A 17,888-nucleotide genomic window follows, 5' to 3' on the forward strand; every position below is an offset into this window, starting at 1 on the left:
CAGAGCTATACGGCGGACGGGTTTGCGAGAGAACATCTCGTAAAATCCGTACCTGTTTAGCCAGGGGCTTTTTTTGCTGAGTTACAAGCTCAGCGCTTTGTTCGCATTTTTCACGTCATTCTCCAGCAGCTGCTTCAAATTGTAAGACGGATACAGGCCGCGCGCATACATGAAGTAGAAGATTTTTCCATGCAGTTCAATGGCTTTGTTCAACTGCTTCTGAAGTGTTTCTCTTACGCTTGGAGTTGCTGCCTCGGTAATGGCAATGGCGTAGCTTCGGACCGAGGTTTTGGCAAACCCCAGCAGATGACCTGCGTAATACGCCGTCAGATCGGGACCGGAGAGACTGCGGGTTCCCGTGGGCGCTTCCGAATAATAAGGCAGAAGCTCCTTCAGGTTCTGTTCAACCCCTTGAATCGCTTCCATATACAGTCCATGGAGCTCCGGGTCTTTGATATCATGCACTGACATCTTGAACGCCATCAAGTGATTCGCCTGAAAGGCAGTTAATTCATGAATCTCCAGTGTTTCGTGCCAAGCGAGATGTCTCGGATTGTGACTCATGCTCAATAGGTTCTCCTCCAAAAATCAATATGCGATAGCCTATTCACCGAATGGAGGAACGGTGCATAGCACAACCCGAATCACCTTACAAATCTAAGGACATCCGCACCATGTCCCGGAGCCGCATGCCGTTCTCGTAAATTTCTTCATCATAATGACGGACAAAAAAGTCCCGATCGATGCCTGTCATTCGAAATCCGCATTTCTGGTACAGCGCCAGCTGTGCCACCCCGGTACTTCCTGTTCCTACTTCAATCGTGGCATATCCGAGCTCCCGGGCCTGATCAACGGCATGATTCACGAGCTGTTTGCCATAGCCCCTGCCGTGCAGATTCTCGCTTACGGCAACGTTCACCAGCTCGATGGTATCGGGTCTGGTGGGCAGCAGGACATAGACCCCGATGGGTTGTGAGCTTTCTTCAGCGACATAGCAGTGACCGCGGTTTACGTATTCTTTGACAAGCCTTATCGATGGATCCGCAAGAAGGAGCAGGTCCATAGGGGGCGTTTCTTCATGAGTATTCAGCTTTCTAATGTTCACGAGCGTTCTCCCTTATGATTTCGATAGTGGTGTTACAAACAGGTTTATTGTACCACGCCTGCATCGCCAAGTTCCTGGAATTGGATGATTTCAACGGGCGGTTGAATTCTTCCGGGATTCAATGACCAGGTTATTGTATGCCCCGCGCAACGTCCCTACAATGTGGTTATATAGGAGCGTGATCCATATGAGAGACATGTTGGCCAAAAATATTAATCGTTACCGTAAAGAACGAAGACTTACCCAGGAAGGATTGGCGCACAAGCTGGGCGTTACGTTCCAGGCGGTATCCAAATGGGAGACCGGGCAGACCATGCCCGATATCGCGCTGCTTCCGGAGCTGTCCCGGCTGCTGGACGTCAGCATCGATAAGCTGTTTGGTTATTCTTCGACGGGCAAGCCGATCAGCATCTATGAAGAAGAGTACAAAACGCCGGAGTACTATTGGGGCACGGAACCGAACGCAGCCTGTTATCAGGTGCTTGAAATGATCCCGCCGACAAAAAGAGTAAGGCTGCTGGATATCGGGTGCGGGGAAGGGAAGGATGCCGTGTTTTTTGCCCGCAACGGGTATGAGGTCACGGCATTCGACGTTTCGGATGCGGGGATCGAGAAAACGAAGCGATTGGCCGATCACATCGGGGTACACGTGAACGTATTCAAGGCGGACATATCGGATTACCGTCTGGATTCGGAGTTTGACGTGCTGTATTCCAGCGGCGTGCTGCATTATATCCGACCCGAGTATCGCGAGGAGATTTTTGCCAATTACAAAAAATTCACCTCGGCAGAGGGATTCCACTGCCTGAATGTATTCGTGCAGAAGCCGTTCATTGCGCCTCCTCCCGAGGATGAGCCGTATGCTTATGACTGGAAGTCCGGAGAGCTTATGATGCATTATCACGATTGGCTGATTCACAGCTGCCCGGAGGTCATTTTTGATTGCAACTCATCGGGTATACCGCACCGGCATGCGATGAGTAAGTTGATTGCTCAGAAGGCGTAACGGGCGGTGATTGAGATCAAATCCATCCTTGCTTTTTTATACAAATATGAGAGGGATAACATAGCAGACCCTTTCCGGTCATACATAAAGGTGTAGGGTTCAAATCGCAAGGGAGGTCTGACATTGAACAACCATGTCAACACAGCCGGTTATCCGGCGCCGTCTGCAGGTTATGCACCGGGGTACCCTGCCTATCCTCTGACCCAGCCCATACCGCCGTATTACGCGCCCCGGACGCCGGCAATCCCGCAGCCGGTGAACTACGCAGCGTTGGTTGAACCGGTATTTACTGACCATCTGCTCCGGCATAAAGGGGCCAAGGTGGTCATCATGACCACCGCGGGGAAAGTAGAGGGGGTTTTATCCGGGGTGGTGGTCGACCATGTCCAACTGACGATCGGGGATAACAAAGCACTGCATATTCGGCTGGCCGAAGTGGTGTACTTCGAGGGAGTTCCATTCTGACAAACAGGGATCCAAAATAGTTTAAACGAAAAAATACCGGCTGATAGGGCAGGATTAGACCGGTGAATCGCCAATTCATAGAGTACAGATCCGAAGGCGTTCCGATGGGGACGTCTTTATTCTATTGAACTGAGGCCGCCCGATTGGACTAGGCGGTGTGGAGGAACGATGAAAAAAGTACGCATTCCATTCGACATCAAAACGCTGCCTGTAAGCTTGCAGCCATATATCCAGACAGCTGCCGTCTATGACAGCAGCTCCTCGGAACAGGCCAAAACCCTGTACATCGAGGGAGCGAATCAACCGATGTTTTTGAAGATAACGAAACGGGATGAACTTAAGAGAGAAGGGTTGATGTTGGATTATCTGCACGGAAAAGGTTTGGCTCCTAAGGTGCTGGCCTATGAGCAGCATGGCGAGAACGATTACCTGCTGACCGTCGCCCTGCAAGGGGATGATGGGGTGTCCGGGGGACATCTGGATGATCCGAAGAGGCTGGCTGCCGTGTTCGGGGAGAATTTGCGTTATCTCCATTCTGTATCGGCTGCCGACTGTCCTTTTCCGAATCGAACGGCTGAACTTATCCAGGAGTATCGGGAAAGTTTCATGAACAAAACGGGAGATATCGAAGGGTTTCCGGGCGGAAGAGAACAGGCTCTATTAAGCTTGGAGAAGCTGCAGGGAACGGAGGAGCATGATGTGCTGCTCCACGGCGATTATTGTCTGCCGAATCTGATTATGAGGGATTTCCAGCTTGAAGGTTTTATCGATCTGGGTTATGGCGGGATCGGGGACCTTCATTACGACCTCTATTGGGGAATCTGGACGCTGCGATATAACCTGGGGAGCGATGACTACAAGGATATTTTTCTCGACCATTACGGCCGAAACGATTTCGATCCGGGTAGATTGGCGTTATGGACTGTACTGACGGATCGTATCTAGGTGGAAAGGGAGATGCACATGAATTCATATCATATTCGAGTCGCTGGCCGGGAGGATGAATCCTTTTTGAGGGAAATGCTGTATGAGTCTCTGTATGTGCCTAAGGGAGAGGAGCCTTTTAGCCGGGACATACTCGAAGAGCCGTTCATGAAAAAATATGTGGAGAACTGGGGGAGGGAAGGCGATTTAGGCTATATTGCCGTGAATGCCGCAGGGAAGCCGGCAGGCTCGATTACGATCCGTTATTTTGATGAAGGGAACAAAGGGTTCGGTTACGTGAGCGATGACATTCCGGAACTGGGCATGGCGCTGCTGCCGGGATCCCGCGGGCAAGGGCTCGGAACGGCCCTGATGAAGGAATTATTCAGAGGAATGAAAGAGCAGGGTATCCAAAAGGTATCGTTAAGCGTCGCTCCGGAGAATACGGCCGCTATGAAATTATATGAACGGTTCGGATTTCAGGAGGTGGGCATGAGCGGAACCTCTATCACGATGCTTGCGGACATAAACTGAAGAATGAGAATTGGGATCTAATAAGGGAAGATGGGGGGATCACGATGCTGGTGTACGAGGCTGGTCCGATTACAGTTCGCGAGCTGGAGGAGAAGGATGAACTATACTTGGCTTCTTGGCTGTCCAATCCGGATGTGCTGCAGTATTATGAGGGACGGGACAATCCTCACGACGTAGAGCGGGTTCGGGAGCATTTTTACGTGGATGATGATGAGACTCGCTGCATCATTGAGTATGAGGGGAAACCGATCGGGTATATTCAGTTTTATCTTCTGGATGAAGACACGATAGGCGAGTATGGGTATAACGGGAGTGATGCAGACTGCAGAACCTTCGCCACGGATCAATTCATCGGGGAGCCGGATTATTGGAATCGAGGCATCGGTACGAAGCTCGTGACTTCCATGGTGGAGTATCTCGTGTTTCAAAGGCAGGCTGACCGAATCGTGATGGACCCGCAGGCTTGGAATGAACGGGCGATTGCTTGTTACGAGAAGTGCGGCTTCAGGAAGATTAGGCTGCTGGAAAAGCATGAACAGCATGAAGGAGAATTGCGGGACTGCTGGATTATTGAATATCGGGCAGAGCGAAATTAAATAGATTGGGGATTGAAGGGATGGGCCGCGCGGCTCATCCCTTTTTGTTTTCGCGCAAACGCACAAAAAGTAAAATTCGTTCCAAAATGCACATTTCTATTTCTTATAAGCGGCAAGCGACTTTTTACAATGAAGGTATCAAGATTCTACGTTTAACAGCATCGGTCTCAAATAGAGATAAGTGAAACGTGATGCTAAGCAAAAATGCCCAGGAGGAGAGACGTATGAAACGAACCAACACATCTGCCCATCTTAGCATGGCAGCGAAGGAGCAAATTGCCGGATATTTGTTTGTTGTTTGTTACAGGGGTTGTTCAAGCCGGGATCATGAATGGTTATGAGGATCAGACCTTCAGGCCGGCCCAAGAGCTGACCTGGCTGGAGATGACTGTCATGATCGCCAGAGCAAAGGAACTTCCATTAGACCCTCAAGCGAAGGTTTCCTTTGCCGATGCAGATCAAATACCTGCGTGGGGGCTCAGCCTTACGTGGCAGCAGCTGTTGAAGCCAAATTGATTCAAGGCAGAGGCCATGGAATGTTCGCACCAAAGGCCCATGCTACCCGGGCTGAATCTGTCAGTTTAATTGTTGCACTCCTCAGTGAGTAAGCCATAGCCGAGCGTACATGCAAAGAGCAAGAGAGCACGGTTTCCTCTAGGACCGCGCACTCTTGCTCTTTTTCTTTAAGTACTCCTATCATGATAGTTCAAGATGGGTTGCTCGACTCTTAGGGATCAATCCTCTTTCAGTTGCAGCTGCAGATGGTGCTTGGCGAATACTTCCCGCATGGCAGCTTTCGCTTCCATTTGGTCCGGACCGTAAACGTAGAGAAGGTACGTTTGGTTGCGGTACAGTGTCATGCTCAGACCCAGTATGCTTTTTGCGTCGATATAATGATCCGGTCCAAGGACGAGTACGATGCTGGATGAGAAATCATTCGCCCTCTTATTAATGTCCACGATAGCTCGTATGCTGCTTCCCACTCCTGAACCCACCCCGTTTCATGGAATCGTAATCGTTAGCGGTATTCCCTTGGAATACGGCGCGCGACCCCGGTTCGGATGGCTGCCTGAATGACAAGGTCCCGGATGCCGCTGACGACTTGCTGGTTGAATACGCTCGGGATGATGTAATGCCGGCTCCGTTCCTTGTCCGTGACCGTCGAAGCGATCGCTTCGGCTGCGGCGAGTTTCATCTCCTCATTGATGGCGGAGGCTCTGCAGTCCAGAGCGCCGCGAAAAATACCGGGAAAACATAATACGTTGTTAATCTGGTTCGGATAATCCGATCTTCCCGTTGCAATGACGCCCGCGATATCCTCGGCCTCCTCCGGCGAAATCTCCGGGATCGGATTGGCCATCGCGAAGACGATAGGACGATCTGCCATCGCCTGAACATCCTCTCTCTTCAGGATTCCGCCGGCAGACAAACCAATAAACGCGTCGGCGCCTTGGATGACGTCTTGAAGTGATCCGGAACGCCGTTCGGGGTTGGTGTTGCTGGCGTACCATTGCCACATGGGATGGTCATACGTCTGATTGGCGGTGAGCGCGCCGAGGCGATCGACGCCGATGATGTTCTTCACGCCCGCTGACATCAGGATCTTGCTGCAGGCAACGCCTGCGGCGCCAATGCCGCAGACGACCACTTTCAGATTCTCCACGGATTTACCGACGACCTTCAGCGCATTGATCAAGGCTGCATACAGGACGACGGCCGTTCCGTGCTGGTCGTCATGGAACACCGGGATGTCCAATTCCTCGCGCAGGCGCTGCTCAATCTCAAAGCATCGCGGCGAGGAGATATCCTCCAGATTGATACCGCCAAACGCGGGAGCGATCGCTTTGATCGCCGTAATGATGCCCTCGGTATCCTGCGTATCCAGGCAGATCGGGAAGGAGTCCACGTCCGCCAGCTGCTTGAAGAGCATCGACTTGCCTTCCATCACCGGCATGGCCGCATAGGGGCCGATATTGCCAAGTCCCAGGACGGCGCTGCCATCGGAGATGACGGCCACGGTGTTACGTTTGACGGTGAGCGTAAAGGCTTTACGCGGTTCTTCGTGGATCGCCATGCATACGCGAGCAACATCCGGCGTATACACGCGGGAGAGGTCGTCGCGGTTCTGGATCGGCGCTTTCAGCTTGGTTTCAATCTTTCCTCCAAGATGTAGCAGGAAGGTGCGATCAGATAGATGCAGCAGTTGAACGCCGGACATGCTGCGAATGCGCTCGGCAATAATGTCGATGTCGATGGTGTCGATTACCGTGATGGTGACGTCGCGAATCGTGGTATGCTTGCTCGTCTGAATGACGTCAATGGCCACGATGTCGCCGCCAGCCTCAAAGATGGCGGCCGTTACTTGACCGAAGCTGGCTTCTTCCGTATTCATTTCAATTCTAGCGATGACACTTTTCCCGCCTAGTTTGCTGGTATTCATGACTGCCTCCTTGAGCTATCGATATACGTATAATGGTTAGCCTTCTTCGTTCACGACAACTTCCTTGCCTCTTCGCTTGAGTAGAATCGGAACGACAATCCAGAGCAGGGCGATGATGAGAAATGCCAGTGACATCGGCTTCTGCAGGAAAATCATAAAGTCGCCGTTAGACGTGGTCAGCGCCCGGCGCATATTGTTCTCGATCATGGGACCCAGCACGAGTCCGAGTACCAGCGGGGCGAGCGGAAAGTCATTGCGGGCCAGCAGGAAGCCGGTAATGCCGCAGATGAGCAGCAGGACCAGGTCGAAGATCTGCGCTTGCACGGCGTAAACGCCGAAGATGGAGATGGCAATGATGATCGGAATGAGATATTTGGCCGGGGTCTGGATGACCTTGGCAAATACTTTGACCAGCGGCATGTTCAGTACGAGCAGAAGCAGGTTGCCGATGAGCATGCTCGCAATCAGTCCCCACGCAACTTGAGGATGCTCCTCGAACAGTAGCGGGCCTGGCTGGATGTTATACATGATGAGCGCCCCCATCAGGATGGCAGTTGTCCCGGAACCGGGAATGCCCAGCGTTAGCAACGGGATCATGGCACCTCCGGAAGCCGCGTTGTTGGCCGATTCGGGGGCAGCAACGCCAGCGATGTTGCCTTTGCCGAAGGATTCCGGATGCGTACTTACCTTTTTCTCAACGATATAACTGAAGAAGGAAGCAAGCGTTGCGCCGGCGCCAGGCAGAATACCGATAAAGAAGCCGAGGATCGAGCCTCGGGCAATCGGCCCAGCGCTATCCTTCAGGTCTTTACGTGTCGGCAGGATGCGGCCGATCTTGGAAGTTGGACCTGCTGCGTAGTCTCTCTCCAGGATGGATTTGAACACTTCGCCAAGGGCAAACAAACCGACGGCGATCGTTAGAAATTCCAGTCCGGAGTACAGGATAGGGATATCGAAGGTGAACCGGGCAACGCCGGATACGGTATCCATGCCGATGGTAGCGAGCAGCAGACCGAATACAGTCATGATGAGTGCCTTGGTGATCGATTTGCCTGCAAGCCCGCTTACTGCACAGAGTCCAAGCAGCATGAGCGAGAAATAATCGGCCGGGCCGAATTTAATCGCTACATTGGATAAAGGCTCCGCCAGCGCGATCAATGCCACAAGCGCGAAGAGCCCGGCTGCGAAAGAGCCGATAGCAGCGATGGACAAGGCCGGGCCTGCTCTGCCTTGCTTCGCCATCTGGTAGCCGTCCAGCGTCGTCACGACAGACGAGGACTCTCCGGGCGTATTGAGCAGGATCGAAGTTGTAGAGCCTCCGTACATGGCCCCATAATAAACGCCTGCGAGGAGAATGATGGAGCTGGTTGCTGCTGCTTCCGCTGGCAGACCGCTTGTCATGGAGGAGGTGACGGGGATAAGAAGTGCGACGCCACTCATGGGACCGATGCCGGGCAGCACGCCGACCGAAGTGCCGATCAGCACGCCTATAAAGGCGAAGAGCAGATTATGCCACTGCAAGGCGGTCATAAAGCCATCCGCCAAATAATCCAGAACGTTCATAGTAGATTCCTCCCATGCTCATGATAGCCAAGACGGGAAGCCCGGTATGGAGCCTTCCAGCAAGACAACAAAGATGACGTAGACGCCGCCGGAGAACAGCGCGGAGATCAGAATGGATTTCAGCCACTTGCCTCGTTCCAGCGTCTGGAACGCAAACAGGAGGAACAGGAAGGTGCCGATGATATATCCGATGAATTCCAGGAAATAGGCATAGAGAAACGCTGCTGCAAAAATCATGAAAAATCGTTTGTAGTCGAGCTTCTCTGCATGGTTCTCCGTCGGCTTGGCTTTCAGGGCTTCATAAAACAAACGAATGCTTAGCAGCGTAAGCGCCAACCCGAGACCAAACGGGAATATGTTAGGCCCGACGGTGCTCCCGTATGCGGATGCGCTGATCTTGGCGCTCTGCCACATAAAGCCGATGCCAAGGAGCAGAAATACGATGCTGGCGTAGCGGTCAAACGTTCTGTTCAAGGTTGACACCTCCTCAAGGATGAAACGGGAGAGGGGAGCGCACCGCTCCCTCAATTCCAACGCTTACTTCTGCATGCCTAGCGCTGTGAGCAGCTCCTGCACGTCTTGCTCCTGTTCTTCAAGGAATGCCTTGAAGTCAGCGGCGTTTCGGTATTCGCTTGCCCAGTCGTTGGCAACCAGCTCTTTTTGCCACACTTCGTTCTCGGAGAGCTCCTTCAGCGTTTTGTCCCAGAAGGCCAGCTGCTCTTCTGACAGTCCCTTCGGACCGAATACACCGCGCCAGATGGTGAATTCGGCATCCAGACCCAGCTCCTTCAGAGTCGGCACATCTGCAAAGTCTCCGCCCAGGCGTTCGTTTGAGGTAACGGCCAGGATTTTGATCTTACCTGCTTTCAGGTAGCTCCCGAGCGAAGAGATATCCGTGCCGATCGCGTCGGCATTGTTACCGAGGAGGGCCGCGATGGCCTCGCCGCCGCCGTCATAGGATAAGTACTTCACGGTTCTTGGATCCAAGCCGGATTTGAAAGCAGGGAGAACGCTGATCAAGTGGTCCATCGAGCCCGGAGCGGAACCGCCCGCAAGTGTGACGGAAGTTGGATCGGCTTTGATCGCATCGACCAGCGATTGCAGGTCGGTGAATTTAGAGTTTGCCGGTACGGCAATCGCTCCGAAGTCTTTGGTCATCTGGGCGAGCGGCGTCACGTCCTTGTAGCCGAACGGACTGTTCCCTTCCTTTTTCAAGTTGTTGATGAGGATCGGCGGAGAGCTGACGAACAGCTTGTAGGGATCTTTGTTGTCTTTTGCTACGTATTCTGCGAGAAACACGGTCCCGCCGCCGCCGGGCTTATTCTCAACCGTCATGGTTTGTTCGATGAGCTTTGTTTCCGTAAGTACTTTGGTGAGGGAACGTGCGGTTTTGTCCCATCCACCGCCGGCGCCAGAAGGCGCGGTCACGATAAATGGTTTTTTCGGATATTCGCCGGTGCTGCTTCCGGGAGTACTGCAAGCTGTCAGGCTCATCGCCAGGACAAATGCAGAAGCTATGATTTTGAAGCCAGTTCGTTTTAGCATGAATAAGTTCCTCCTTCATGGGATAGCCAATGCTCGTAATTACTGTAAGCGCTTACCTATCGAGGTTTCTTCATACTATCATCGAGCGTCTGGCTTGAATAGAATTGCGGCATAAGTTGAAAAAACATCATTTCGCTAATTTTGTTCATAAAATTTACGGCCGATTTTTTCCAGAGACTATTGTTACAGGTGTGATCTAGAATACAATAGGAAAATCAGAGCCGCGTTTATGGCGACAATGCTTATGGAGGAATTTGAATGCGTTTACAGACGAGATTGATTCTGCTTATAGGCACCTTGTTGTTTGCTGTCATTGTCGCCTTGACCTTCAGTTTTGAGCGACTGCTCGTCACCACGCTGGAGAAGAACATCGGCTCTTCGGCATTAAAGCTGGCGAAGGCCGTGGCGGAAATGGACGTCATTCAGAATGCGTTCGAGGAAGAGAACCCGTCTGCCATCATTCAGCCTGTGGTCGAGGAAATTCGGCTGGAGACGGACGCGGAGTATATTGTCATCGGTAACCGAGAAGGGATCCGTTATGCGCATCCGCTCGCCGATCGGATCGGCAAAGAGATGGTCGGTGGCGACAACGGCCCGGTACTGAAGGGCATGAGCATCATATCGAAGGCGATTGGCTCCATGGGACCCTCGCTCCGGGGGAAGACGCCGATCTACAATGATAAAAACGAAATCATCGGTATCGTGTCGGTCGGTATTTTAATGAAGGATATCGAAATTTCGGCACAATCGTATCGCAATCGTGTCCTGTTCTTTGCAGGAATTGCGTTAATCCTGGGATGTGGCGGCGCTATATGGATATCGTCGAGCGTCAAGCGATCCATTCACGGGCTGGAGCCTAAGGAAATCGGCTTATTATATCAAGAGAAACGGGCGATTCTGGAAACGATTCATGAAGGCATTATCGCCGTCAATCGGGAGGGCGTCGTAACCTTGGCCAATCATACAGCCATGATGCTGATCGATCCGGAGGAGCGTAGGGTGATCACCGGGCAGTATATTCAGGACGTTATCCCGGGCACCAGGCTGCTGGAGGTGATGCAGACCGGGGTAGCAGAGAAGGATCAAGAGATGGTCATTAACGATCATGCAGTTGTGGTGAATCGGCTGCCTATCTTTGATCATGAGCAGCGGATAGTAGGGGCGGTCTCCAGCTTTCGAAATAAATCCGAACTGCTGCATCTGACCGAAGAGCTCACGCAGGTGAAGAGATATACGGAAGCGCTGCGCGCGCAGACGCATGAATATTCCAACAAGCTGTATACGATATACGGCATGATTCAGCTGGAATCGTACCAGGAGGCGATGGATCTGATTACGCATGAGACCGATGTTCACCAGAACCTGATTCAATTCCTGCTGCAGGAGATTCCCGACCCGATCATTGGCGGCATTCTTATTGGAAAGTTTAATCGCGGAAGCGAATTGAAGGTGAAGGTTGAGATCGACCGGAGCAGTTCCTTTAAAGACATTCCCGGTCATATTAGCCGAAACCAGCTGGTTACCATTATCGGTAATTTGATCGACAACGCCATGGAGGCGGCATTGGGATCCAAATCCGAGAACAGATGGGTAAGGATAGAGTTACACGATCAGGCCAATGAATTAATGATCGAAGTATCCGACAGCGGGACCGGTATTGCCGAGGCTGGAACGAATCGTCTGTTTGAGCTGGGTTACTCCACCAAGGGGGAGCGGAATCGAGGTTTTGGCCTTTCGATCGTCAACGAGACCGTACAGCAACTGCAGGGTACAATTGCATTCCGCAACGCACCTGAAGGTGGGGCCGTATTCACGGTCAAGATACCAAAAACAAGGGGGGACGTACATGATTCGGGTCGCAATCATTGAGGATGATGTGCGTATTGCCAGCATTAATCAACGGTTCGTTGAGAAGGTAGAGGGCTTTGAGGTCGTCGGCATTGCAACGGATCGGGCTCAGGCGCATGAGCACCTGGACATTCTGGCACCTGATCTGGTGCTGCTGGATTTGTATTTTCCCGATATGTCGGGGTTGGACCTGCTGCAGCATATACAATGGGGATATCCGAATACCGATGTTATTATTATAACGGCAGCCAAGGAATTCGATACGGTGCGGGAGGCGATTCGCGGCGGAGTGTACGATTTTATGATCAAGCCGGTGGTCTTCGACCGTTTCCAGGAGAAGCTGAAAGCCTACCGGAAATATTACGAGCAGATGAAGCAGCTCGGCGGAGCGAACAAGCAGATCGATCAACAGAGCATCGACCAGCTGTTATGGCGTGCCGGTGAACGGATGGACAGGGAAGCGTATTTTCCAAAAGGCATCGATAAACTGACGAGTGAGAAGATCCTATCCTACATCGAGGAGTCCGAGGACGTGTGGACCGCGGAGGAGTTGGGCAAGCGTGGAGGCTTCAGCCGGACGACAGCGAGAAGATACCTGGAGTACTTCGTGGAGAAGGGCATACTCATAGCGGATATTTCATACGGCACGGTGGGCAGGCCGGAACGGGTATACCGGAAAGCGGAGGATTAGATGACCGGATGCTGTTGCGACAACTCTTCTGAACTTGCAGGGCTATCGCTTAAGCTATTACCTGTACTCTCAAAGAAAGGACGGGAGATATGATCACTACCGTTGTTTTTGATCTGGACGGGACCCTGCTTGACCGTGATACGTCACTGGTTCGCTTCGTACAAGACCAGTATGATCGTTTATCGCTCCATGATACGGCAGTGGACAGAGAGATGTATGTGAGACGATTTGTTGAGCTTGATCACAGAAGATACGTATAGAAGGACCAAGTATATCGGCAGCTTATCGAGGAGTTTGCTCTACCTTTATCATGGGAAGCACTCCTGACCGACTACTTATCCGAGTTCTACCATCATTGCGTCGGTTTCCCCCATTTGCATGAAACGTTAGCTAGCTTGAGGAGTAAAGGAATAAAGCTCGGACTGATCTCTAATGGTTACGGCGAATTTCAATTTAAATCCTGACAACGACGTAACCGCAAGCCGACGCATCGGCATGAAGGGAATCTGGAAGCGGGATCCCTATTATGATCCGGACTTCGCCAAGGATAGGGGGATTACCGATTTGCTTGAGATTATCGATTATTTGCAAAATTGAAGAACCATTCCCTATGCATCCTCGTTATTATGATATGAGCCTAGTCGGGATAACCATGTTATCAAATGCGTCTTGCATATGGTGATCCTGCCCACACTGTTGGTGTGGGTTATTTGGTTTTGTGGTATGCCGTAACCTCCGGGTTAATTGCAGGGCGATTATGACGAGGTTATGTGTTTTTTAAACGCATTTTAAACGAAGGGATCCCCGCCATTTAAACTTGGTCCTGTACTTTATAAGAAGTAGAACATCACGGAGGGAGTGAACGAGAGCATGCTGGAAGCCTATCTATTTCCGATATCCTATGCATTTTTAACCTTTCCCATAGCGGCTTTGCTGTGCGCAGTTCCCTTTCTGATCGTGCAGTATCGCAAATATGGTTATTTTAATAAATTCCGGGGATTTCTGCTGTATTTATTCCTGCTGTACATGATGAACGCAGTGTATCTTGTGCTCCTTCCTTTGCCTGCCTCGCGCCATAATGCTCCGATGGATGTGGCCTCGGTTATGCAATGGATGCCGCTGAATTTCATACAGGACATCTTAAAGGAGACCAAGGTGGTATGGGGCGTGCCATCGACTTACACGCATTTGTTGAAGGAGAGAGCCTTCTTGCAGGTCGTGTTTAACGTCTTACTCGTGGTGCCGTTCGGCATGTTCCTTCGTTATTATGCGAGAGCGTCCTGGGTTGCGTGTCTGGCGGCCTCGTTCGGCTTGTCGTTGTTCTTTGAGGTAACCCAGGTGACCGGCATTTACGGCTTCTATGATCACCCGTACCGATTGTTTGACGTGGACGATCTGCTGATGAATACCCTGGGCGGAATGATGGGCCTCGTGCTGGCCGATTGGATGAAAAATCACCTGCCCCGCCTGGATCGTCTGGATGAGAAGGTGGATCTGTCGCAGAAGCGGGTCAGTTATACGCGCCGGGCCATTGCTTTTGGCATTGATGCAGCGGTCATACTGCCGATCATTGGCGTGCTGACCGTAATAAACGTGAGGGGTGCATACTTCTTTGCCGTGATTTTATATTATATCGTGCTGCCTTATATGATGCAGGGGCAGACGCTGGGGAAATGGGTCGTCCGGGTCCAGATCCGCGGAGCGGGCGAACATCTGAAGCTGAAGGAAGTGATTGTCCGCAACGGCCTGCTCTATGTGGTATGGGGCGGGTTCCATGCCTTGTTCATTACGGTTAATGTTACCGGTTCTAATGTCCTGCTTGCGATGTACGCGCTGGGGATATTGCTGCTGGACGCAGTTGTGTTCCTTCACGTGCTGTTATGTCTCATTCATCGCGACCGGAAGCTGCTGCATGAGGCCAAGAGTGGAACAAGGCTCGCTATCGTAGAGAATAAACCCGTGGATAAAGCGGATTAAAGCAGGTTACCACGGGTCTTCTTATTTGTTATAATGTGGAAAATGGATTCGTCGAGGAGGAGATACAACTGAAAGGCAAAATCCTCTCCATTTCTGCCATCATTCTGGGTTTGCTCTTCATTTCCAATCAGCATCTGGGCTATTCGTTCGGGGATGATCTGTTCCGCTGGGCAGGGATCTCCCCATGGACTAAGCAAGGCAACTATGGTCTTCATCTGCCCGTTATTGCAGGTCTTATCTTATTGACGATCGGCATTCTGCGGGTAACGAGCATTTATCGCCCGCTTTATCCGAAGATTTTGAGCCGGGTAATGATCGGCTGTGTCGCATGGATCGTCGTTTTTCCATTCGTGTCGGAGTCCGTCATGTTTGTGGCGAATTTCAATTCGAGCGGAATATCCAGCGTCGCCTATACCAAAAAAGACAGCAAATGCGATTATCGTACAGAGAACGAGGCTATTCTGGCACGCTGCCAGATTCAAATTTACAGTTACGGCACCGAGCGGCAGGTAACGGTACGCCCGCTAAGCCTTGATATTGGCGGAAGGACGATTGATTTCGAGCCTAAGGTGGTTACGGTTCGGCCGCGAGGCCGGATAGAGATTCGCGAAACCTTTGACGGTTTCTTGGATCAGCCGGACCCTTCCTACAGTATGTCCGGCGGAACGAACGAGCCGGGCATCGAGCTGATCGTCGATGGCAGGAGCAAGCAGGTGAAATAGCCTCCCGTTACGAACGAAGGTACATGACTCTGATATCCGAGGTGGACCATGCCGAATTTTCTTCGCACGGAAAGGTATATGAAAATATCGCTGATTACGCTTCTGTTGTTGGTCATGTGTTCATCGCCCGCTGCACTTGCCTCATGGGCTTATTCGTTTGTCGTGAATGACGGGAAGATCTATGTCATGTCGGAAAATCCCGTGGAAGCGTCTGCGCTTGGGGATGGTCATCAAGGATTGGATTGCCGCAGGGCTGATCCTGTTGATCGTTAGGTGCGTGGCGGTCATCGTATTAAAGAAGCGGAAGGATGGCTCATACAGGCGCTAGCAAAAAGAGCCGGACCGAGAGTTATGCTTCCAGCGCAAAACAAGCCGGTATTCTTTGAGCATGCTCATGGAATACCGGCTTGTTATCGGTTTGTACCAATATGCAGGCAGTGGGTTCGCCTATAGAGGATTTATTTTTGCTACAATAGAAAATAGAAAGAAACGTTACGATAAGGAGATTGCCCATGAAACCGATTCGAAACTCGGCCAAAGCGATGATTGTCCGAGATCACCAAATCCTTTTAACAAAGAATGTAGACCAATGGGGGGACTTCTATCTGTTCCCTGGCGGCGGGCAAGAGAAGGGCGAAACCTTGGTGCAAGCCGTGGTTAGGGAGTGCCTGGAGGAAATCGGGCGCAGGGTGGAAGTTCAAGATCTGCTGCATGTCCGTGAATACATAGGGTCCAACCACGAGTTCGCGGAAAGGGATTCCGACGTGCACCAAGTGGAGTTTTATTTTGAATGCCGTTTGGCGGATGAGGGGGATCTGTTTCAAGGACATAACCCGGATGAATACCAGGTGGGCGTGGAATGGATCGATTTGTCTTCATTGGATGGGATACGAATATATCCCCGCTCGCTGGTCAAGCCGCTGATGGATAAAGCGGGACGCTCAGCGGTTTGCTATGTCGGGGATACGAACTGATGGATGTCTGCAGGTTGGAAGGTCTCGGGGTTTGTTGTCAAAATCAATGGGATAACGGGGGATGCCGACTATGGATCAACGGGAATACAAAACGCTGAAATACAAAACCGGAGGATTCCTTGGGGGGAAAGTGAACGAAGAAGAATTCGAAGATTTACTGAACAGCTACGGGATTGACGGCTGGGAATTGATCTCGTGTTTCGATACGAGCGTGCATCAAGGCCAGTCCAGAGATATCATTGCCGTGATGAAACGAAAGGCTTATCTGGGGTAAGGACGAATCGAAGGGAGATGATCGGATGATCATTCGCGAGACGGAAGATGCTTTTGTTATGACGACCCAGGACGACCATGGCCGCTTCTCCGGCGATGTGGCCCGGGGCTTTCGGAGAGAGCTGTTTATGGATGAGACGGTTAGGGAAGAAGTGCTGCTGGCTATAACCGAGCATGACCGCGCCTGGCTTCGGATGGATGATACGCCGATCTGGAATGATGCAAGCCGGACTCCGTTCACTTTTATCGATTATCCGGTCATGCCGAAGATGCTGATTTATACCAAGGGCGTAGATGAGATCGAAGCGATGAGTCCGTATGCAGGGTATCTCTGCAGCCTTCATTTCGCGTCATTTATGAAAAACGCCACCGAAGCGCCGCTGGTGGAATTCTATCATGACGAGCTGGATCGGCAAAAACGGCTGCGTGATCATTATTCGTTTCCGGGCGAAGCCGTGATTCACAGGCAGTTTGGCCTGCTGCAGCTGTGCGACGACATCTCGCTCTATGTGAACATGAACGCGCCGGGTGTTTCCAAGGATCAGGAGCATCCATGGTTCAAAGAGGGCTTCGATATGACGATCGATGGGGAAAGGGTCTTGGCGGCCTGGGCCAGCGAACATGAGATCAGATTGAGTCCGTTTCTGTTCGAAGGAGCATGGTCGGCTACGGTGAAGTGGAAATACGTGCTGAAGGCGGAGATTGTTGCTCAGGGAGTGGCGAAGGCTTTTGATGGTGCGCCGTGGACCGAGCAGACGATAACATTTATACGGTAGCCTGAATAAGCAATCATACTTCGCAGCCCAAAATATGATATGATCACGACAGCGGCACGTAGACTGGACAGACTTGATTCTGTAGGAATGTTGAGGATGAACAATGAAGAAAAAAGAATTTTTGATCGTGGCACTGCTTAATTTTTTGGCAGCGATAGCGTTCTTGGTGGTTGTTTTCATAACGGATCGAAGCTCATGGCAATGGGGATTCGGAATCGTTTCCTTGTTGTTTGCGATTGGTGGAGTAGGAAACTTGGTATTGCATGCCAAGAACAAATAACCCCCCGATTTCAGGAAAGAAGCATACACCAGGGAGCCGCAGGCTTCCTGGTTTTGTGCCGGTTCCAGGTTTTGATTTTATCAGCAGAAGGGGGAGGTTCCGATAACATGGATCATAAACGATTCATGTCTTTACTTGTGATCGTATTTATGTGATAATATTCACAAAT

The 17,888-nt window shown here is 51.4% G+C and carries 26 protein-coding genes; 19 read left to right on the forward strand and 7 right to left on the reverse strand.

Going from position 1 to position 17,888, the window contains the following annotated elements:
• Positions 1–81: 81 nt before the first annotated feature.
• The gene (locus tag RB298_RS20110; RefSeq protein ID WP_096777125.1) at positions 82–564 is read right to left on the reverse strand and encodes a spore coat protein; all 483 of its coding nucleotides are present in this window, start codon (positions 562–564) and stop codon (positions 82–84) included.
• Between the two features lie 85 nt (positions 565–649).
• A complete protein-coding gene (locus RB298_RS20115) occupies positions 650–1,105 on the reverse strand; it encodes a GNAT family N-acetyltransferase (protein ID WP_012818408.1) in 456 nt (151 codons plus the stop codon).
• A 187-nt stretch (positions 1,106–1,292) separates the two neighbouring features.
• Between RB298_RS20115 and RB298_RS20120 the strand changes: the two genes are divergently transcribed.
• The 7 genes from RB298_RS20120 (at position 1,293) to RB298_RS20150 (ending at position 5,238) form a co-directional block, all read left to right on the forward strand.
• Positions 1,293–2,111: a methyltransferase domain-containing protein gene (locus RB298_RS20120; protein WP_277747478.1), complete on the forward strand. Its 819-nt coding sequence runs from the start codon at positions 1,293–1,295 to the stop codon at positions 2,109–2,111.
• A 123-nt stretch (positions 2,112–2,234) separates the two neighbouring features.
• Positions 2,235–2,576: a DUF2642 domain-containing protein gene (locus RB298_RS20125; RefSeq protein ID WP_486048241.1), complete on the forward strand. Its 342-nt coding sequence runs from the start codon at positions 2,235–2,237 to the stop codon at positions 2,574–2,576.
• Between the two features lie 168 nt (positions 2,577–2,744).
• Positions 2,745–3,521: an aminoglycoside 3'-phosphotransferase gene (locus tag RB298_RS20130; RefSeq protein WP_096777128.1), complete on the forward strand. Its 777-nt coding sequence runs from the start codon at positions 2,745–2,747 to the stop codon at positions 3,519–3,521.
• 18 nt (positions 3,522–3,539) lie between these two features.
• The gene (locus RB298_RS20135; RefSeq protein WP_452516218.1) at positions 3,540–4,034 is read left to right on the forward strand and encodes a GNAT family N-acetyltransferase; all 495 of its coding nucleotides are present in this window, start codon (positions 3,540–3,542) and stop codon (positions 4,032–4,034) included.
• Positions 4,035–4,078: 44 nt separating this feature from the next.
• The gene (locus tag RB298_RS20140) at positions 4,079–4,630 is read left to right on the forward strand and encodes a GNAT family N-acetyltransferase (RefSeq protein WP_452516220.1); all 552 of its coding nucleotides are present in this window, start codon (positions 4,079–4,081) and stop codon (positions 4,628–4,630) included.
• Between the two features lie 294 nt (positions 4,631–4,924).
• On the forward strand, positions 4,925–5,146 hold the full coding sequence (locus RB298_RS20145) for an S-layer homology domain-containing protein (protein WP_486048244.1): 222 nt from the start codon (positions 4,925–4,927) through the stop codon (positions 5,144–5,146).
• The gene (locus tag RB298_RS20150; protein WP_452516224.1) at positions 5,119–5,238 is read left to right on the forward strand and encodes an S-layer homology domain-containing protein; all 120 of its coding nucleotides are present in this window, start codon (positions 5,119–5,121) and stop codon (positions 5,236–5,238) included. Before RB298_RS20145 ends, RB298_RS20150 begins: the two co-directional genes overlap by 28 nt.
• A gap of 126 nt (positions 5,239–5,364) precedes the next feature.
• Here the strand turns inward: RB298_RS20150 and RB298_RS20155 are convergent, their stop codons facing one another.
• The 5 genes from RB298_RS20155 to RB298_RS20175 all read right to left on the reverse strand — a co-directional run bounded on the left by RB298_RS20155 (position 5,365) and on the right by RB298_RS20175 (position 10,178).
• On the reverse strand, positions 5,365–5,613 hold the full coding sequence (locus RB298_RS20155) for an HPr family phosphocarrier protein (protein ID WP_452516226.1): 249 nt from the start codon (positions 5,611–5,613) through the stop codon (positions 5,365–5,367).
• 35 nt (positions 5,614–5,648) lie between these two features.
• Positions 5,649–7,070 carry an NAD-dependent malic enzyme gene (locus RB298_RS20160; protein ID WP_486048247.1) on the reverse strand — a complete coding sequence of 474 codons (1,422 nt, stop codon included), beginning with the start codon at positions 7,068–7,070 and terminating at the stop codon, positions 5,649–5,651.
• Positions 7,071–7,106: 36 nt separating this feature from the next.
• A complete protein-coding gene (locus RB298_RS20165) occupies positions 7,107–8,633 on the reverse strand; it encodes a tripartite tricarboxylate transporter permease (protein WP_486048248.1) in 1,527 nt (508 codons plus the stop codon).
• Positions 8,634–8,651: 18 nt separating this feature from the next.
• Positions 8,652–9,107, reverse strand: coding sequence for a tripartite tricarboxylate transporter TctB family protein (locus RB298_RS20170; protein ID WP_452516229.1), 456 nt, complete (start codon positions 9,105–9,107; stop codon positions 8,652–8,654).
• A 63-nt stretch (positions 9,108–9,170) separates the two neighbouring features.
• Positions 9,171–10,178: a Bug family tripartite tricarboxylate transporter substrate binding protein gene (locus RB298_RS20175; protein WP_486048250.1), complete on the reverse strand. Its 1,008-nt coding sequence runs from the start codon at positions 10,176–10,178 to the stop codon at positions 9,171–9,173.
• Between the two features lie 258 nt (positions 10,179–10,436).
• Here RB298_RS20175 and RB298_RS20180 point away from each other — a divergent pair, with 258 nt between their 5' ends.
• The 12 genes from RB298_RS20180 (at position 10,437) to RB298_RS20235 (ending at position 17,719) form a co-directional block, all read left to right on the forward strand.
• Complete coding sequence (locus RB298_RS20180; protein WP_452516233.1) at positions 10,437–12,047, forward strand: ATP-binding protein; 1,611 nt, start codon at positions 10,437–10,439, stop codon at positions 12,045–12,047.
• On the forward strand, positions 12,025–12,717 hold the full coding sequence (locus tag RB298_RS20185; protein WP_486048252.1) for a response regulator: 693 nt from the start codon (positions 12,025–12,027) through the stop codon (positions 12,715–12,717). Before RB298_RS20180 ends, RB298_RS20185 begins: the two co-directional genes overlap by 23 nt.
• 89 nt (positions 12,718–12,806) lie before the next feature.
• On the forward strand, positions 12,807–12,977 hold the full coding sequence (locus RB298_RS20190) for a hypothetical protein (protein ID WP_486048254.1): 171 nt from the start codon (positions 12,807–12,809) through the stop codon (positions 12,975–12,977).
• Between the two features lie 63 nt (positions 12,978–13,040).
• Positions 13,041–13,181, forward strand: a complete 141-nt coding sequence (locus RB298_RS20195) for a hypothetical protein (protein ID WP_486048278.1) — start codon at positions 13,041–13,043, stop codon at positions 13,179–13,181.
• A complete protein-coding gene (locus tag RB298_RS20200) occupies positions 13,150–13,314 on the forward strand; it encodes a hypothetical protein (RefSeq protein WP_486048256.1) in 165 nt (54 codons plus the stop codon). Before RB298_RS20195 ends, RB298_RS20200 begins: the two co-directional genes overlap by 32 nt.
• Before the next feature lie 273 nt (positions 13,315–13,587).
• Positions 13,588–14,694 (forward strand): VanZ family protein, encoded by a 1,107-nt coding sequence (locus RB298_RS20205; protein ID WP_096777131.1) that lies wholly within the window; start codon positions 13,588–13,590, stop codon positions 14,692–14,694.
• 35 nt (positions 14,695–14,729) lie between these two features.
• Positions 14,730–15,416: a cytochrome c oxidase subunit 3 family protein gene (locus tag RB298_RS20210; RefSeq protein WP_192570106.1), complete on the forward strand. Its 687-nt coding sequence runs from the start codon at positions 14,730–14,732 to the stop codon at positions 15,414–15,416.
• Positions 15,417–15,464: 48 nt separating this feature from the next.
• Entirely contained in the window at positions 15,465–15,689 is a 225-nt protein-coding gene (locus RB298_RS20215; RefSeq protein WP_486048258.1) for a hypothetical protein, read from the forward strand.
• A gap of 239 nt (positions 15,690–15,928) precedes the next feature.
• Positions 15,929–16,390 carry an NUDIX domain-containing protein gene (locus RB298_RS20220; protein ID WP_486048260.1) on the forward strand — a complete coding sequence of 154 codons (462 nt, stop codon included), beginning with the start codon at positions 15,929–15,931 and terminating at the stop codon, positions 16,388–16,390.
• Positions 16,391–16,460: 70 nt separating this feature from the next.
• Entirely contained in the window at positions 16,461–16,664 is a 204-nt protein-coding gene (locus RB298_RS20225; protein WP_486048261.1) for a DUF4177 domain-containing protein, read from the forward strand.
• A gap of 25 nt (positions 16,665–16,689) precedes the next feature.
• Positions 16,690–17,439: a DUF3891 family protein gene (locus RB298_RS20230; RefSeq protein ID WP_486048263.1), complete on the forward strand. Its 750-nt coding sequence runs from the start codon at positions 16,690–16,692 to the stop codon at positions 17,437–17,439.
• Between the two features lie 103 nt (positions 17,440–17,542).
• Positions 17,543–17,719, forward strand: a complete 177-nt coding sequence (locus RB298_RS20235) for a hypothetical protein (protein ID WP_009595674.1) — start codon at positions 17,543–17,545, stop codon at positions 17,717–17,719.
• Positions 17,720–17,888: the final 169 nt, after the last annotated feature.

Source organism: Priestia sp. BR_2 (genome assembly GCF_041954005.1).
GTDB classification, from domain to species: Bacteria; Bacillota; Bacilli; order Paenibacillales; family Paenibacillaceae; genus Paenibacillus_AQ; species Paenibacillus_AQ lautus_A.

Bases quoted from the DNA above. Each gene is read 5' to 3' on its own strand.
- RB298_RS20165 (WP_486048248.1), bottom strand. From the start codon at position 8,633: ATGAACGTTCTGGATTATTTGGCGGATGGCTTTATGACCGCCTTGCAG.
- RB298_RS20120 (WP_277747478.1), top strand. From the start codon at position 1,293: ATGAGAGACATGTTGGCCAAAAATATTAATCGTTACCGTAAAGAACGA.
- RB298_RS20180 (WP_452516233.1), top strand. From the start codon at position 10,437: ATGCGTTTACAGACGAGATTGATTCTGCTTATAGGCACCTTGTTGTTT.
- RB298_RS20185 (WP_486048252.1), top strand. From the start codon at position 12,025: ATGATTCGGGTCGCAATCATTGAGGATGATGTGCGTATTGCCAGCATT.
- RB298_RS20160 (WP_486048247.1), bottom strand. From the start codon at position 7,070: ATGAATACCAGCAAACTAGGCGGGAAAAGTGTCATCGCTAGAATTGAA.
- RB298_RS20190 (WP_486048254.1), top strand. From the start codon at position 12,807: ATGATCACTACCGTTGTTTTTGATCTGGACGGGACCCTGCTTGACCGT.
- RB298_RS20175 (WP_486048250.1), bottom strand. From the start codon at position 10,178: ATGCTAAAACGAACTGGCTTCAAAATCATAGCTTCTGCATTTGTCCTG.
- RB298_RS20235 (WP_009595674.1), top strand. From the start codon at position 17,543: ATGAAGAAAAAAGAATTTTTGATCGTGGCACTGCTTAATTTTTTGGCA.
- RB298_RS20205 (WP_096777131.1), top strand. From the start codon at position 13,588: ATGCTGGAAGCCTATCTATTTCCGATATCCTATGCATTTTTAACCTTT.
- RB298_RS20140 (WP_452516220.1), top strand. From the start codon at position 4,079: ATGCTGGTGTACGAGGCTGGTCCGATTACAGTTCGCGAGCTGGAGGAG.
- RB298_RS20225 (WP_486048261.1), top strand. From the start codon at position 16,461: ATGGATCAACGGGAATACAAAACGCTGAAATACAAAACCGGAGGATTC.
- RB298_RS20130 (WP_096777128.1), top strand. From the start codon at position 2,745: ATGAAAAAAGTACGCATTCCATTCGACATCAAAACGCTGCCTGTAAGC.
- RB298_RS20215 (WP_486048258.1), top strand. From the start codon at position 15,465: ATGCCGAATTTTCTTCGCACGGAAAGGTATATGAAAATATCGCTGATT.
- RB298_RS20110 (WP_096777125.1), bottom strand. From the start codon at position 564: ATGAGTCACAATCCGAGACATCTCGCTTGGCACGAAACACTGGAGATT.
- RB298_RS20230 (WP_486048263.1), top strand. From the start codon at position 16,690: ATGATCATTCGCGAGACGGAAGATGCTTTTGTTATGACGACCCAGGAC.
- RB298_RS20220 (WP_486048260.1), top strand. From the start codon at position 15,929: ATGAAACCGATTCGAAACTCGGCCAAAGCGATGATTGTCCGAGATCAC.
- RB298_RS20200 (WP_486048256.1), top strand. From the start codon at position 13,150: ATGGTTACGGCGAATTTCAATTTAAATCCTGACAACGACGTAACCGCA.
- RB298_RS20135 (WP_452516218.1), top strand. From the start codon at position 3,540: ATGAATTCATATCATATTCGAGTCGCTGGCCGGGAGGATGAATCCTTT.